At 61.2% G+C, this 15,230-nt stretch carries 15 protein-coding genes; 5 read left to right on the top strand and 10 right to left on the bottom strand.

Annotated elements, in window-relative coordinates:
- Nucleotides 1-80 precede the first annotated feature (80 nt).
- Nucleotides 81-689, top strand: a complete 609-nt coding sequence (locus D3879_RS06870; protein WP_119953314.1) for a 5-formyltetrahydrofolate cyclo-ligase — start codon at nucleotides 81-83, stop codon at nucleotides 687-689.
- A 42-nt stretch (nucleotides 690-731) separates the two neighbouring features.
- Here D3879_RS06870 and D3879_RS27435 read toward each other — a convergent pair whose 3' ends face one another.
- A complete protein-coding gene (locus D3879_RS27435; RefSeq protein ID WP_256657860.1) occupies nucleotides 732-863 on the bottom strand; it encodes a hypothetical protein in 132 nt (43 codons plus the stop codon).
- Nucleotides 864-1,071: 208 nt separating this feature from the next.
- On the opposite strand from D3879_RS27435, the gene D3879_RS06865 reads away from it, so the two are divergent.
- Both D3879_RS06865 and D3879_RS06860 read left to right on the top strand, forming a co-directional pair.
- Nucleotides 1,072-1,521, top strand: a complete 450-nt coding sequence (locus D3879_RS06865) for an EVE domain-containing protein (protein ID WP_119953313.1) — start codon at nucleotides 1,072-1,074, stop codon at nucleotides 1,519-1,521.
- A 56-nt stretch (nucleotides 1,522-1,577) separates the two neighbouring features.
- A complete protein-coding gene (locus tag D3879_RS06860) occupies nucleotides 1,578-3,419 on the top strand; it encodes a sensor domain-containing diguanylate cyclase (RefSeq protein ID WP_119954910.1) in 1,842 nt (613 codons plus the stop codon).
- Nucleotides 3,420-3,471: 52 nt separating this feature from the next.
- Here the strand turns inward: D3879_RS06860 and D3879_RS06855 are convergent, their stop codons facing one another.
- Nucleotides 3,472-3,882, bottom strand: coding sequence for a flagellar basal body-associated protein FliL (locus tag D3879_RS06855; RefSeq protein ID WP_119953312.1), 411 nt, complete (start codon nucleotides 3,880-3,882; stop codon nucleotides 3,472-3,474).
- Between the two features lie 326 nt (nucleotides 3,883-4,208).
- On the opposite strand from D3879_RS06855, the gene D3879_RS06850 reads away from it, so the two are divergent.
- Nucleotides 4,209-5,186: an NADPH:quinone oxidoreductase family protein gene (locus tag D3879_RS06850; protein WP_119953311.1), complete on the top strand. Its 978-nt coding sequence runs from the start codon at nucleotides 4,209-4,211 to the stop codon at nucleotides 5,184-5,186.
- Between the two features lie 226 nt (nucleotides 5,187-5,412).
- Here the strand turns inward: D3879_RS06850 and D3879_RS26270 are convergent, their stop codons facing one another.
- The 6 genes from D3879_RS26270 to D3879_RS26265 all read right to left on the bottom strand — a co-directional run bounded on the left by D3879_RS26270 (nucleotide 5,413) and on the right by D3879_RS26265 (nucleotide 10,322).
- Nucleotides 5,413-5,637: a hypothetical protein gene (locus D3879_RS26270; protein WP_147411113.1), complete on the bottom strand. Its 225-nt coding sequence runs from the start codon at nucleotides 5,635-5,637 to the stop codon at nucleotides 5,413-5,415.
- A 12-nt stretch (nucleotides 5,638-5,649) separates the two neighbouring features.
- Nucleotides 5,650-6,618 carry a CDP-6-deoxy-delta-3,4-glucoseen reductase gene (locus D3879_RS06845; RefSeq protein ID WP_119953310.1) on the bottom strand — a complete coding sequence of 323 codons (969 nt, stop codon included), beginning with the start codon at nucleotides 6,616-6,618 and terminating at the stop codon, nucleotides 5,650-5,652.
- Nucleotides 6,618-8,084: a 4-hydroxy-3-polyprenylbenzoate decarboxylase gene (ubiD, locus tag D3879_RS06840; RefSeq protein WP_119953309.1), complete on the bottom strand. Its 1,467-nt coding sequence runs from the start codon at nucleotides 8,082-8,084 to the stop codon at nucleotides 6,618-6,620. The genes D3879_RS06845 and ubiD overlap by 1 nt, the downstream gene beginning before the upstream one ends.
- Before the next feature lie 142 nt (nucleotides 8,085-8,226).
- Nucleotides 8,227-9,486, bottom strand: a complete 1,260-nt coding sequence (gene rho / locus D3879_RS06835; protein WP_119953308.1) for a transcription termination factor Rho — start codon at nucleotides 9,484-9,486, stop codon at nucleotides 8,227-8,229.
- A gap of 264 nt (nucleotides 9,487-9,750) precedes the next feature.
- A complete protein-coding gene (gene trxA / locus D3879_RS06830; RefSeq protein ID WP_119953307.1) occupies nucleotides 9,751-10,077 on the bottom strand; it encodes a thioredoxin TrxA in 327 nt (108 codons plus the stop codon).
- Nucleotides 10,074-10,322 (bottom strand): hypothetical protein, encoded by a 249-nt coding sequence (locus tag D3879_RS26265; RefSeq protein ID WP_147411111.1) that lies wholly within the window; start codon nucleotides 10,320-10,322, stop codon nucleotides 10,074-10,076. The genes trxA and D3879_RS26265 overlap by 4 nt, the downstream gene beginning before the upstream one ends.
- 157 nt (nucleotides 10,323-10,479) lie before the next feature.
- Between D3879_RS26265 and ppx the strand changes: the two genes are divergently transcribed.
- Nucleotides 10,480-11,982 carry an exopolyphosphatase gene (gene ppx, locus D3879_RS06825; RefSeq protein ID WP_119953306.1) on the top strand — a complete coding sequence of 501 codons (1,503 nt, stop codon included), beginning with the start codon at nucleotides 10,480-10,482 and terminating at the stop codon, nucleotides 11,980-11,982.
- Here ppx and ppk1 read toward each other — a convergent pair.
- Nucleotides 11,969-14,191: a polyphosphate kinase 1 gene (gene ppk1 / locus D3879_RS06820; protein WP_119953305.1), complete on the bottom strand. Its 2,223-nt coding sequence runs from the start codon at nucleotides 14,189-14,191 to the stop codon at nucleotides 11,969-11,971. The two genes, ppx and ppk1, sit on opposite strands and share 14 nt — an antisense overlap.
- 18 nt (nucleotides 14,192-14,209) lie before the next feature.
- Complete coding sequence (hemB, locus tag D3879_RS06815; RefSeq protein WP_119953304.1) at nucleotides 14,210-15,223, bottom strand: porphobilinogen synthase; 1,014 nt, start codon at nucleotides 15,221-15,223, stop codon at nucleotides 14,210-14,212.
- Nucleotides 15,224-15,230: the final 7 nt, after the last annotated feature.

Genomic DNA, 15,230 nt, shown 5'->3' with positions numbered 1-15,230 from the left:
TTGCCAGCCATCAGCGCTGGCAATGATGTTGTCGACTGTACCCAGCAGCAGCCACTAACGACTGCAGTTGCCGCCCTTCGATGATGACTTCAGCCGCTCTTTCCCGCCCACAACTTCGGCACCTACTGCGCAAAGCCCGCCGCGCGCTTAGCCCGAACGAACAGCGCCAGGCCGCCCAGCGCCTGTATCGCCAACTCGCCCAAGATCCACGCTTTCGCCGCGCCCGGCATATCGCGCTGTATTTGCCAACGGATGGTGAGATTGATCCACGCCTGTTGCTGCGCGCCGCCCAGCGCCGCGGCAAGGCCACCTACTTACCGGTATTGAGCGCCTGGCCGCGCACCAAGATGGTGTTCCAGCGTATCCACCCACACGAGCGGATGACGCCTAACCGCTTCCGCATTCAGGAACCGCATGCCAACCGCAAGCAGCAGCGCAAAGTCTGGGCCCTGGACTTGGTCTTGTTGCCGCTGGTGGGCTTCGATAGCGGCGGTGGCCGCCTCGGCATGGGTGGCGGTTTTTATGACCGCAGCCTGGCGTACCTGAGCATGCGCAAAAATTGGCACAAACCGACCTTACTGGGGCTCGCGCATGAATGTCAGAAGGTCGATCAACTGACGCTGGCCATCTGGGATGTGCCGCTGCACGCGACGGTCACGGATCAGGCTTGGTACGCCGTCAGGAGCTAGCACCGCGATCCCTGCGGCGCCCACTGGTGTCGTCAAACAGCCTTAAGGCTGTTGCGACAGGTTGACGGGAGCATCGCTTTGACGCTCCCACAAGCTCTGGGTGTAACCCGTAGTTACCACGCCCAGGCCGAACAGAATGACCAATACCCACAATAGATCTGGTTTACGTTTCATCGACTGCCTCCCCCTTCAAGGCAAACCTCGCACGATGACCGGCGGCGGTTGTAGTTGTTGTTATTAGGCCGTACGGCGGCGTCACATTTAAAACCGAGGCATTCTCCAGCAAGGTGAAAGCTTGCGCAATTTATGGCGCCAACCGGCTGTCGTCTGCCTGTACGATAGTGAGCCCGCTAGACTGACCGGCAACTTACGAGCAAAGTTCATGCCTCATTGGTTAATGAAGTCCGAACCCGAAGAATTATCCATTCACGACCTGCAACGCCTCGGCCGCGCACGCTGGGACGGCGTGCGCAACTATCAGGCGCGCAACTTTCTGCGCAGCATGGCCGTCGGCGACTTGTTCTTCTTTTATCACTCGAGTTGCCCTGAGCCGGGTATCGCCGGCATCGGCCGGATTATCGCCACGGCTTACCCTGATCCGACGGCGCTCGACCCGCAAAGCCCTTACTTCGACGCCAAAGCCGGTGCGGAGAAAAATCCCTGGAGCGCCCTCGACGTGGAATTCGTCGAAGCCTTCCCGCAAGTACTCTCACTGGCACGACTGAAGGCCGCGGTAGCGCTGGCTGAACTACCCTTGGTACAGAAAGGCAGCCGCCTCTCGGTGATGCCCGTCAGTACCAGCGAGTGGGCGGCAGTCTGCACCCTGCGTTAAGCAGCACGGGCGATGGGCCAAGGGCAATGGGAACAGAAACCTTGCACGACTCTCAGCTGCCATTCTCACGCTCCGCTTGGCCGGCCCGGCTAGCGCTCGCCCTGCTGGCTCTGCTGCTGTGCGGCGCCAGCCTGTTGCTCTGGCACCAGTTGAAGAGCACAGAGCGGGAGCACGTACGTGAACGGGTCGAGTCTCAAGCACGCCTGCTGACCCGCCAGCTAGAAAGCAGTCTCAACGCCCAAGCTCAAGACCTGTACCGCATGGCCCAGCTCTGGAACCATCACGGCCGCCTCTCCCGCGAGGAGTGGGAGTTGGAGGCGCGCATCTCCTTGCAGCACTTCAGAGGCTACCAAGCCATTCAGTGGCTGGGCCCCGACCTGAAGATGCGCTGGCTGCTGCCCCTCGAAGGCAATCAAGCAGCGCTGCATTTTCAACTGACACCCGCACACCCCAACTTCAACCTGGCCATGCAGGCTAAAGCCCGTGGCCTGGCGAGCTTCTCCAATAGTTTCAGCCTGGTACAGGGCGGCCGCGGCTTCATCCTTTACACCCCGCTGTATATTCGCGGCGAACAGGACAGGCCGGTCTTCGATGGCTTCCTGCAAGGCGTGTTTCGCGTCGAAGCACTGATGGACGAACTGCTCGACACGGTCGACAGCGCCGACTTCCATGTCCGTCTGCTGGAGTTCGGCCACCCGCTTTACAGCCGCGACCAAGCCGACCTAAGCGCCCCCCTTCAGCAGGAGTTGCCGCTCCACCTGCTAAACAACCGCAATTTCACCCTGCAGCTCAGCCCCACGCAGAAGCTCACGCAACAACTGGTCAGCCCACTGCCGCAAGTGGTGCTCGGCGCCAGCCTGACGATCAGCCTGCTGCTGGTGGCCGCCCTCGCCTTGGCCCTGGAAAACTCCCGTCGCGCGCGCGCTCTGCAAGCCGGCAACCGGCGCTTGAACGAGGAAGTCGGCCATCGCGAGCAGATCGAACAGGTGCTGCGCGACAGCCGCGAGCGCCTGCAACTGGTGGTCGATCTGACCGACTCCAGCCGCGACGGCCTGTTCATCATCGACCCGCAGAACCGCAACATCCTGCATATGAACCAGGCCACTTACAGCAGCCTGGGTTACAGCAGCGAAGAGTTCAGCCGACAGCTAAAAGAACAGCCCGAACAACTGCTGCTGGGCTTCCATGCCTGGCTGGAACTGGTACGCCAGGCGCATCGGGACAACTCGACGAAGATCTTTCAGCGAGAGATGCGTCGACGCGACGGCAGCATTCAGGCGGCAGAAATCAGCGCTCAGTTGGTGCAGTTGAATGGCCACGAATACCTGATCGGCGTCTCCCGCGACAACAACGAACGCCTGCAACTGGAAGCGCAACTGCAACACCTGTCGCAGCAGGACGGACTGACCGGCCTCTATAACCGGCGCTTTTTTGATCATCAATTACACGGCGAGTGGCGGCGCCTGCAGCGGATCGGCGCGTCCATGGCCTTGCTCATGCTGGATGTCGACCACTTCAAGCGTTACAACGACCAACTCGGCCACCTGGCCGGCGACGACGTCTTGCGGCGGGTGGCTACGGCCTTGCAAGGCTGCCTGCAGCGTGAGGGCGATGTGGCCTGTCGCTACGGCGGCGAGGAGTTCGCCATTATCCTGGTCAACACCGGTTTGGACGGTGGCGAGCATGTGGCGCAGCGCGTCCATAAAGCGATCGAGGAGCTGAACCTGGCTCATCCAGCCAGCCCACTGGGTCGTCTGAGTCTGAGCATCGGCCTGGCCACCACCACCCCGAGCCAGAACAACCAGCCGGACAGTTTGGTGGCACACAGCGACCAGGCGCTCTATCAAGCCAAACACCAGGGGCGCAACCGCACCTGCATCTGGAACCCCGCGAACTAACGCCTCACCGCACCATGAGCGCGGTTTCGCCTGGCTCTACAGCCAGGGCCGGCTACTGAACGATCAGGTTGTTGAACAGCAGATCATCCACCAGCGGCTTGCCCTCTTCCTGGCTCAGTACCTGCTGCACTTGCTTCAACGCTTCCTGGCGCAGCCTCTCCTTGGCCTCAACATTACCCAGGCTCTCGTCGGTTTGTTGCGAGAACAGCATCACCAACTGATTACGAATCAGCGGCTCATGGTGCTCGACCCGCTCCTGCGCCTCACTACCGGATACCCGTAGCGCAATATCGGCCTTGAACACCTTCAGCCGTGGGCCCGCACCATAATTACCCACCAGCGCCGGCACCAAGTTGACATAGGCCACCTTAGGCGCCTCGCCCTCTTTGCCTTCCTCTTCTTCATTGGCCAACGCTGAAAACGGCAGGGATAGAGCCAACAACAATAGGATCCAGGCTTTCACAGGGGCACATCCTCAACAAAGTATGCTGCCTAGGGGGGCTGTCGAGCTTAGGCGTCCGTAGCGAGAAAGTCTGGGATTGAGACCGTTTTTTCATTCCGCCGAGGCGAATAGTCACTCTCTTTAACGAGGCTGAATGGAAAAACGGGCCAATAGCCAGGCTTTCGCAGTAGGACAGTTCTAAGTCCGACAGCCCCCTAGCATAGCGATAGCGTGGCGCTGGCCCAAGTCCGACGCTTATACGCGCCTATCAAGCCAGGCCATGCTCGTTGACCGGCCGCCCCATGCACCTACACTGCTTGGCCATAACTCTGCGAGGAATGTCCCCGATGAAAGCCGTGTTGTGCAAAGCCTTCGGCCCTGCCGAAACGCTGGTGCTGGAAGAAATCGCCAGCCCAGAAGCGAAGAAAAATGAAATTCTCCTCGACGTGCACGCCGCCGGGGTCAACTTCCCGGACACCCTGATCATCGAGGGCAAATATCAGTTCAAGCCGCCATTCCCGTTCTCCCCTGGCGGCGAAGCAGCAGGTATCGTCGCGGCGGTCGGTGAGAAAGTCAGCCACGTCAAACCAGGCGATCGAGTGATGGCGCTGACCGGTTGGGGCAGCTTTGCCGAGCAGGTCGCCGTGCCCGGCTACAACGTCATGCCGATCCCGGCCAGCATGGACTTCGCCAGCGCTGCCGCCTTCGGCATGACCTACGGCACCTCGATGCACGCGCTCAAGCAACGCGCCAACCTGCAAGCGGGCGAAACCCTGCTGGTGCTCGGCGCCTCCGGCGGCGTCGGCCTGGCCGCGGTGGAAATCGGCAAGGCCATGGGCGCCAAAGTCATCGCCGCCGCCAGCAGTGCCGAGAAACTGGCGGTCGCCAAAGCCGCCGGTGCCGATGAGCTGATCAACTACAGCGAAGTCAGCCTGAAAGACAAGGTCAAAGAACTGACCGGTGGCCAGGGCGCGGACGTGATCTACGACCCGGTCGGCGGCGACCTGTTCGACCAGGCCATTCGCTCCATCGCCTGGAACGGCCGGCTGCTGGTGGTCGGTTTCGCCAGCGGGCGCATCCCAGAATTGCCAGTCAACCTGGCGCTACTCAAAGGTGCAGCGGTGGTCGGCGTGTTCTGGGGCGCCTTCGCTCAGCGCCAACCAGTGGACAATGCCGCCAACTTCCAGCAGTTGTTCCAATGGCATGCTGAAGGCAAGGTCAAGCCGTTGGTATCGCAGACCTTCCCGCTGGAACAAGCCGCCGAGGCGATCAACGCGCTGGGCCAACGCAAGGCGGTGGGTAAAGTCGTGGTGCAGGTGCGTTAAGCACGCGGGGGGTGACGGCTAAATTCGGTTGCGTAGAGTGGAAAATCCGCAAAGCGGTTTTCCACCATGGGTCGTCCAGGCTACCTCGCTGGGGGAGTTCGCAGTTCGTAGGGCAGAAAAGCGTGACGCCGGAGCGTCATTGGCTGCGTTCCCACGCAGAGCGTGGGAACGATCAAAGCCGCGGCACAGCGTTGGGCTTCGCGGTGCTTAGCCCAAAGGATTGCATCTATTTCTTGCGTACTGTGCCGCCTGTAAAGCCCAGTACAGCAAAAGCCAGCAAAGTTACATTCGCAACCCAAAATCCGACAGGTGCGACATCTTTGCTGACCCAGCCGATGCTAGAGCGGCCAAACGAAATTGTGCTGCCTGTACGAAAACTCTCGCCCACCACGATCACGCAGGCAATACCCGCAAGGGTTCTAAAAACGCGAAACAACGCAGTATCTTCCACGGATAGCTCCTTCTAAACTCGCGGCGCATAGGCGAACACATCGGCGCGCATCTGGTGAGCACCCATCCCGGCCTCGACCAGTGCGTCAAGGGTCGCATAAACCATCGTCGGCGAGCCGCTGGCATAGACGTACAGCGGCGAGAGATCGCTGAAGTCTTCCCGCACGGCCTCATGCAAGAGACCGCAACGCCCCTCCCAACTGCAGACATCACTGACGACTTTATGCAGGTATAGATTGGGCTGCCGTTGCCAGTCGGCCCAGTGCGGCAGCTGGTAGAAATCCTCGGGCCGCCGCGCACCCCAGTACAGATGCACCGGATGCTTGAAACCCGCCGCGCGGCAATGCTCGATCAAGCTGTGCATCTGTGCCATGCCGGTACCGGCGGCGATCAAGATCAGCGGCCCGTCCGGCAACTGCGCCAGGTGCGCATCGCCGAATGGCAGTTGCACCTGAACCATGGGTTTGCGGCGCAGCTGTTCGAGCAGGGTCAAGGCGCTCGCCTCGCGTCCGAGAATATGCAGCTCCAGGTCGCGCCCCTGGGCAGGCGCCGAGGCCAGGGAGAAGGCCGCTTGCTCGCCATCCTCGCGCCGCAACAGCAGGTACTGCCCAGCGTGATAACGCGGCGGCTTACCGGCCGGCGCACGCAAGCGCACGCGCCAGACATCTCCGCCCACCTCCACGCACTCACTGACCTGACAGCTGAGCTTGCGCAGCGGTAACTCGCCCGGTGCCAGCACTCCATCCCAATGCAGCACACAGTCTTCCAGCGGCTCGGCCAGGCAGGTGAACAACTCGCCGTGATCACGTGCATCGCCGTTCTGGCGCACGCGACCCTCGACCAACAGCGCCGCGCAGATATGACAGTTGCCATTGCGGCAGCTCTGCGGGCAGTCGTAGCCGAGCCGGCGCGCAGCATCGAGAATCCGCTCGCCGGGGAGCATCTCGAGCACTGCACCTGAGGGTTGCAAGGTGACTTTCATCAATCTATTCCAAGATCCTTCCACAGCTCATCGACCCGGCACTTGACCGCCTCGTCCTGAACTATCACCCGACCCCATTCCCGGGTGGTTTCGCCAGGCCATTTGTGGGTGGCATCCAGGCCCATCTTCGAGCCGAGGCCGGAGACTGGCGAGGCGAAGTCCAGATAGTCGATCGGCGTGTTGTCGATCAATACCGTGTCGCGCGAGGGATCCATGCGCGTGGTGATGGCCCAGATCACGTCGTTCCAGTCGCGCGCATTCACATCGTCGTCGGTGACGATAACGAACTTGGTGTACATGAACTGTCGCAGATACGACCAGACGCCGAGCATGACGCGCTTGGCGTGGCCCGGGTACTGCTTCTTCATGGTCACCACCGCCATGCGGTAGGAACAGCCTTCCGGTGGCAGGTAGAAGTCGGTGATCTCCGGGAACTGCTTTTGCAGGATCGGCACGAACACTTCGTTTAGCGCCACCCCGAGAATCGCCGGTTCATCCGGCGGACGCCCGGTATAGGTGCTGTGGTAGATCGGCTTTTGCCGACGGGTGATGCGCTCGACGGTGAACACCGGAAAGCGGTCGACCTCGTTGTAGTAGCCGGTGTGGTCGCCGTAGGGCCCTTCATCGGCCATCTCGCCGGGGTGGATCACGCCCTCGAGGACGATCTCGGCACTGGCCGGCACCTGCAACTCACTGCCACGGCACTTGATCAGCTCGGTGCGATTACCGCGCAGCAGGCCGGCGAAGGCGTATTCGGAGAGGCTGTCCGGCACCGGGGTGACCGCACCGAGAATGGTCGCCGGGTCGGCACCCAGCGCCACGGCGACCGGAAACGGTTGCCCTGGATGCTTGTCGCACCACTCCTTGAAATCCAGCGCGCCGCCGCGATGGCTCAACCAGCGCATGATCACCTTATTGCGGCCGATCACCTGCTGACGATAGATGCCGAGGTTCTGCCGCTCCTTGTTCGGCCCCTTGGTAATGGTCAGGCCCCAGGTAATCAGCGGGCCGACGTCACCGGGCCAGCAGGTCTGCACCGGCAGCTTGCCGAGGTCGACATCCTCACCCTCTTCGATCACTTCCTGACAGGGCGCGTCCTTGAGCACCTTGGGCGCCATGGCGATGATCTTCTTGAAGATCGGCAGCTTCGACCAGGCATCCTTCAAACCCTTGGGCGGCTCTGGCTCTTTCAGAAAGGCCAGTAGCTTACCGATCTCACGCAGTTCGCTGACCGCCTCGGCCCCCATACCAAGGGCCACGCGCCCGGGCGTGCCAAACAGGTTGCCAAGTACCGGCATGTCGAAGCCGGTCGGGTTCTCGAACAGCAGTGCCGGGCCAGCACGCCGCAGGGTGCGGTCGCAGATTTCGGTCATTTCCAGGACGGGCGAAACTGGAGTGCTGATACGCTTCAGCTCGCCGCGCTGTTCCAGGCCACGGATAAAGTCGCGTAGGTCGCGATACTGCATGCTTGAGTCTCATAGCGGCGTGCAAGTCGGGCGCAAAGTTTAGCGCCGAACCCGATCACTCAGAAGAGCGTATCTACTTGCAGAGCAGATACGCAGGTAGCAAAAAGCCGGGTTACCCCGGCTTTCGCAAAACTTCCAGCGCTTACTTGCGCTTCATCGACTGGAAGAATTCATCGTTGGTCTTGCTCTGCTTGAGCTTGTCGAGCAGGAACTCGATGGCGGCGATCTCGTCCATCGGGTGCAGCAGCTTGCGCAGAATCCACATGCGCTGCAGCTCGTCCTCGGCCGTCAGCAACTCTTCGCGGCGGGTGCCGGAGCGGTTGATGTTGATGGCCGGGAACACACGCTTCTCGGCGATGCGACGATCCAGCGGCAGCTCCATGTTGCCGGTGCCCTTGAACTCTTCGTAGATCACTTCGTCCATCTTCGAGCCGGTTTCCACCAGCGCAGTGGCGAGGATGGTCAGCGAGCCGCCTTCTTCGATATTGCGGGCGGCGCCGAAGAAGCGTTTCGGTTTCTCCAGCGCGTGGGCGTCGACACCACCAGTAAGGACCTTGCCGGAGCTCGGGATCACGGTGTTGTAGGCGCGCGCCAGACGGGTGATGGAGTCGAGCAGAATGACCACGTCCTTCTTGTGCTCGACCAGGCGTTTGGCCTTCTCGATCACCATCTCGGCGACCTGCACGTGGCGGGTCGGCGGTTCGTCGAAGGTGGACGCCACCACTTCGCCGCGCACGGTGCGCTGCATTTCGGTCACTTCTTCCGGGCGCTCATCGATCAACAGCACGATCAGATGCACTTCCGGGTTATTGCGCGTGATGTTCGCCGCGATGTTCTGCAGCATGATCGTCTTGCCGGCTTTCGGCGGTGATACGATCAGGCCGCGCTGACCCTTGCCGATCGGTGCGCAGAGGTCGATCACCCGGGCGGTGAGGTCTTCGGTGGAGCCATTACCGGCTTCCATTTTCATGCGCTGGTTGGGGAACAGCGGGGTCAGGTTCTCGAACAGGATCTTGTTCTTCGCGTTCTCCGGGCGATCGTAGTTGATCGTGTCGACCTTAAGCAGAGCGAAGTAGCGCTCGCCTTCTTTCGGCGGGCGAATCTTGCCGACAATGGTGTCGCCGGTGCGCAGGTTGAAGCGGCGGATCTGGCTCGGCGAGACGTAGATGTCGTCCGGACCAGCCAGGTACGAGGCGTCCGCGGAACGGAGGAAGCCGAAGCCGTCCTGGAGAATCTCCAGCACGCCATCACCGGAAATTTCCTCGCCGCTTTTCGCGTGCTTTTTCAACAGGGAGAAAATCACATCCTGCTTGCGCGAACGGGCCATATTTTCTATGCCCATCTGTTCGGCCGTTTCCAGCAGTTCGGTAATCGGCTTTTGCTTGAGTTCAGTCAGATTCATATAGGAATGACGTAGTCGTGAAGGAGGGGGAATAAGCGTTTAGCTTAAGAGGCCGCGCCGCGGAGAAGGCGACAGGATCGCCTGCTTGTTTATCGAAAGTATTCGAGTAGGAGTGCGTCGGCGACGGCTTGCAGAGAGCAACGGAGGAGCCGTTACGAGGCCGAATGTACCACCGGCTAAGAGGAGCGTCTAGTCTCGCGCCATGAAAAAAGCCCCGCAATGTGCGGGGCTTTTTAACAAAGGCTCAGATTTCCTGACAGCAGCTTAGATATTGCTGTCGAGGAAGGCGGCCAGCTGCGATTTGGACAGGGCGCCGACCTTGGTGGCCTCGACGTTGCCGTTCTTGAACAGCATCAGGGTCGGGATGCCACGCACGCCGTACTTCGGCGGGGTGTCTTGGTTTTCGTCAATATTCAGCTTGCAGACTTTCAGTTTGCCTTGGTAGGTCTGGGCGATTTCGTCCAGTACCGGGGCAATCATTTTGCACGGGCCGCACCACTCAGCCCAATAATCGACCAGCACCGGGCCATCAGCCTGGAGCACGTCCTGATCAAAGCTGGCGTCGCTGACGTGGGTGATGAATTCGCTCATGGAAACTCTCCGTGGTCGGAAGCATAAAAGTGGCCGCCATCATAGCCCGGCTTTGCAGTGACCGAAAGCAGCGGCCGATTGAGCTTTGCTATGGCGCGCGATGCAAAAGCTGATCGATCCAAGGTTGCGAGGCCATTTAACGGCTGCCGCCACTCCCGCCCTGAACGCAGCAACACCCCGACCGCGCAGCGCCCTGCATAATTTAAAACCTTGATAAGAATGCTCGCCAGCAGCCGCTTCAGCAAGCCGCACCACCCCGGCAAAAGCCTATAAAGAAATAGCCATTAACCCAGCCACAGACCACCAGTCATCGCCAACCGACTGCCTCGTGCCATGCTCCGCGTTGGCGTGGCAGCCCTATCGTGGCAGGATGACGCGCTCAAGCATCGAGATTCCCAGACCATGCCGCTAACGCCAGCCAAGCACTTCTCAATGATCGCCGCCATCGACCTCGGCTCGAACAGCTTCCATATCGTTCTAGCTAAAGTCGATCACGGTGAAATCCGCATTCTTGAGCGGCTCGGTGAAAAGGTTCAGTTGGCTGCCGGCATCGATGAGCAGCGCGAGCTCAACGAAGAGTCGATGCAGCGCGGCCTCGATTGCCTGCGCCGCTTTGCGCAACTGATTAACGGCTTGCCGCCAGGCGCCGTGCGGGTCGTCGGCACCAACGCCCTGCGCGAGGCGCGCAACCGCACGGCGTTTATCCGCCGCGCGGAAGAAATCCTCGGCCACCCCGTGGAAGTCATCTCCGGCCGCGAAGAGGCCCGCCTGATTTACCTGGGTGTCTCGCACACCCTCGCCGACACCCCCGGCAAACGCCTGGTGGCGGATATCGGCGGCGGCAGTACCGAGTTCATCATCGGCCAGCGCTTCGAGCCATTGCTGCGCGAAAGCCTGCAGATGGGCTGCGTGAGCTACACCCAGCGCTATTTCCGTGATGGCAAGATCACCCCGGCGCGCTATGCCCAAGCCTATACCGCAGCGCGTCTGGAACTGATGGGGATCGAGCACGGCTTGCACCGCCTCAGCTGGCAGGAATCGGTAGGCGCCTCGGGCACTATTCGCGCCGTCGGTCTGGCGATCAAAGCCGGCGGCCTTGGCAGCGGCGAAGTGAATGCCGAGGGCCTCGCCTGGCTCAAGCGCAAGGTGCTCAAACTCGGTGAGGTGGACAAGCTGGAGATGGACGGCATCAAACCGGATCGCCGGGCCATCTTCCCGGCCGGCCTGGCGATCCTCGAAGCCATCTTCGATGCCCTGGAACTGCAGCGCATGCATCACTCCGAAGGCGCGCTGCGCGAAGGTGTGTTGTATGACCTGCTCGGCCGCCATCACCACGAGGACGTCCGTGAACGCACCCTCAGCGCGCTGATGGAGCGCTACCACGTCGATCTGGAGCAGGCGTTACGGGTCGAAGACAAGGCGCTGCAAGCGCTGGAGGACGTGGCCGAGGCCTGGGAGCTCGACGACGACTGGCACCGCGAGCTGCTGAGCTGGGCGAGCAAGGTGCATGAGGTAGGCCTGGACATCGCCCACTACCAATACCACAAGCACGGCGCCTACCTGATCGAGCACTCGGATCTGGCTGGCTTCTCCCGCGAAGATCAACTAATGCTTGCGCTACTGGTGCGTGGCCACCGACGCAACATCCCCAAGGACAGGTTCGCCGAGTTCGGCGACGAAGGCATCAAACTGCTGCGCTTATGCGTACTGCTGCGCTTCGCCATCCTCATCCACCACATCCGCGGCTCTCAAGAAATGCCGCAGGTGCAGTTACAGGCCGGGGCGCAGAGCCTGGATGTGCTGTTCCCCGAGGGCTGGCTGGCCGCCAACCCATTGACTCAGGCCGACTTTGAGCTGGAGGCCGAATGGCTGAAGCGCATCGGCCTCAGCCTCAGCGTATGCTGAGCGGCAGGTTGGTCAGCCTCTCCAGCAGACCCGCCTGCGCATTGCGCGCGTTCTGATTGCCGGTCGGGCTCACCCTCAGGTAGCGCCCGTCGGGCTGCAGCACCCAGCTCTGGGTGTTGTCGGTCAGGTAGGACTCCAGTTCCTTCTTCACCCGCAGGATCAGCTTCCTGCCTTCCACCGGGAAACAGGTCTCGACCCTCTTGTCCAGGTTGCGCTCCATCCAGTCGGCACTGGAGAGGTAAATCTTCTCGTCGCCGTCGTTAAGGAAGTAGAAGACCCGCGTGTGCTCGAGGAAGCGTCCGATGATCGAGCGCACATGAATGTTGTGCGACACCCCCGGAATGCCCGGACGCAGGCAGCACATGCCGCGCACCACCAGGTCGATCCGCACCCCGGACTGGCTCGCCTTGTACAGCGCACGGATGATTTTCGGGTCGGTCAACGAGTTGAACTTGGCCATGATGTGCGCGGACTTGCCCTCGCTGGCCAACTGCGTTTCCCGCGCGATCATGTCGAGCAAGGATTTCTTCAGGGTGAAGGGCGCATGCAGCAGCTTCTTCATGCGCAACGTCTTGCCCATGCCGATCAGTTGGCTGAACAGCTTGGAGACATCTTCGCAGAGTGCATCATCCGAGGTGATCAGGCTGTAGTCGGTATACAGGCGGGCATTGCCGGCGTGATAGTTGCCGGTGCCGAGGTGGGCGTAACGGACGATCTCGCCATTCTCACGCCGCAGGATCAGCATCATCTTGGCGTGGGTCTTGAAGCCGACCACCCCATAAATCACCACCGCCCCCGCCGCTTGCAGGCGGCTGGCCAGTTGCAGGTTGGACTCTTCGTCAAAGCGCGCGCGTAACTCGATCACCGCGGTGACTTCCTTGCCGTTGCGCGCCGCGTCCACCAGAGCGTCGACGATCTCGGAATTGGCGCCGCTACGGTACAGCGTCTGCTTGACCGCCAGCACCTGCGGATCTTTCGCCGCCTGGCGGAGCAAGTCGACCACCGGGGTAAAGGACTCGAAGGGGTGCAGCAGGAGGATGTCCTGCTTGCTGACCACGTTGAACAGGTTGTCGCTGTTCTGCAGCAGCTTGGGGATCACCGGGGTGAACGGCGTGTATTGCAGCTCCGGGTGACTGGCCAAACCGGTGATGCTGAACAACCGCGTCAGGTTGACCGGGCCATTGACCCGATACAACTCACTCTCGCTCAGGGTGAACTGTTTGAGCAGGTAATCGGACAGGTGCTTCGGACAGGTATCGGCCACTTCCAGGCGTACCGCATCACCATAGCGGCGCGAGAACAGCTCGCCGCGTAGGGCGCGGGCCAGGTCTTCGACATCCTCGGTATCCACCGACAGATCGGCGTTGCGGGTCAGACGGAACTGGTAGCAGCCCTTGACCTTCATGCCCTGGAACAGATCGTCGGCATGCGCATGGATCATCGAGGACAAGAACACGTGGTTATCGCCGGCCCCACCGACCTCCTCGGGCACCTTGATCACCCGCGGCAGCAGGCGCGGTGCCGGAATGATCGCCAGACCGGAGTCGCGACCGAAGGCATCCACCCCTTCCAGTTCGACGATAAAGTTCAGGCTCTTGTTCACCAGCAGCGGGAACGGATGGGTTGGGTCGAGGCCGATCGGCGTAATGATCGGCGCGATTTCATCGCGGAAATAGCGGCGTACCCAGGCCTTGAGCTTGGCCGTCCAATGTCGGCGGCGAATGAAGTTGATGTGGTGCTTGGCCAGCTCGGGAAACAGCACGTCATTCAGAATGGCGTACTGGCGGCCGACCTGCTCATGCACCAGCTCGCTGATCCGCGCCAGCACCTGGTGCGGCTGCAAGCCGTCGGCACCGGCCTGCTCACGGGCGAAGGTGATCTGCTTCTTCAGACCGGCGACGCGAATTTCGAAGAACTCATCCAGGTTGCTGGAGAAGATCAGCAGAAACTTCAGCCGTTCCAGCAACGGATAGGACTCATCCAGCGCCTGTTCCAGCACGCGGATATTGAATTTCAGCTGCGACAGCTCGCGGTGGATGTACAGGCTGCTGTCATCCAGGCTCGGCACGCTGATCGGTGCTGGCGCAGGAATCGGCTCCGGCAACAGCTCCACCGACGGCAGGATTATCGCCACCGGTTCCACTAGGGCCAGCTCCTCTAGAGGTTGCGCTTCAAGCAATTCAGTACTGCTGAGTCCTTCGGTATTCATCACGTCTTCCCAGGGGGCTTATTGCCCCCGTTTTAACAGTTCTGCCGCACGGATGGCGAAATAGCTGAGGATGCCATCGGCGCCGGCACGTTTGAAGGCGGTGAGGGACTCCAGAATCACCGCCTCACTCAGCCAGCCGTTCTCGATCGCCGCCATGTGCATGGCGTACTCGCCGCTCACCTGATAGACAAAGGTTGGCACGCGGAATTCCTCTTTGACCCGCCAGAGGATGTCCAAGTAGGGCATGCCTGGTTTGACCATGACCATATCCGCGCCTTCGGCCAAATCGGCGGCGACTTCGTGCAAGGCTTCGTTGCCGTTGGCCGGGTCCATTTGATAAGTGGCCTTGTTGCCCTTACCGAGATTGGCTGCCGAGCCCACTGCATCGCGGAACGGCCCGTAATAGGCGCTGGCGTATTTGGCCGAGTAAGCCATGATCCGCACGTTGGTGTGGTCAGCCAGCTCCAGCGCTTCGCGAATGGCCTGAATGCGCCCATCCATCATGTCCGACGGCGCAACCACCTGCGCGCCCGCCGCGGCATGCGAGAGGGCCTGCCGGACCAGCGCATCGACGGTGATGTCATTCTGCACATAGCCCTGCTCATCGAGGATGCCGTCCTGGCCATGGGTGGTGAACGGGTCGAGCGCCACGTCGCTGATCACCCCCAGCTCCGGAAAACGCTCACGCAGCGCACGGATGGCACGCTGGGCAATACCATCCGGGTTCCAGGCCTCGCTGCCATCCAGGGACTTCTTCTCCAGCGGCGTCACCGGGAACAGCGCCAGCGCCGGAATGCCCAAGGCGACCCAGGCCTGCGCCTCTTGCAGCAGCAGGTCAATCGACAGGCGTTCGACACCGGGCATAGAGGGAACGGCTTCACGACGATTGTCGCCGTCCAGCACGAATACCGGCAGGATCAGATCGTCGACCGTCAGGACATTTTCCCGCACCAGGCGCCGGGAAAAGTCGTCACGGCGATTACGCCGTAGGCGGGTAGCGGGGAACAGACGATTGGCGGGGGTAAAGCTCACGGCAGAC

The organism is Pseudomonas cavernicola (assembly GCF_003596405.1).
Lineage (GTDB): Bacteria > Pseudomonadota > Gammaproteobacteria > Pseudomonadales > Pseudomonadaceae > Aquipseudomonas > Aquipseudomonas cavernicola.
The sequence above is the reverse complement of the archived record's forward strand: the minus strand, read 5'-3'. Positions and strand labels throughout refer to the sequence as shown.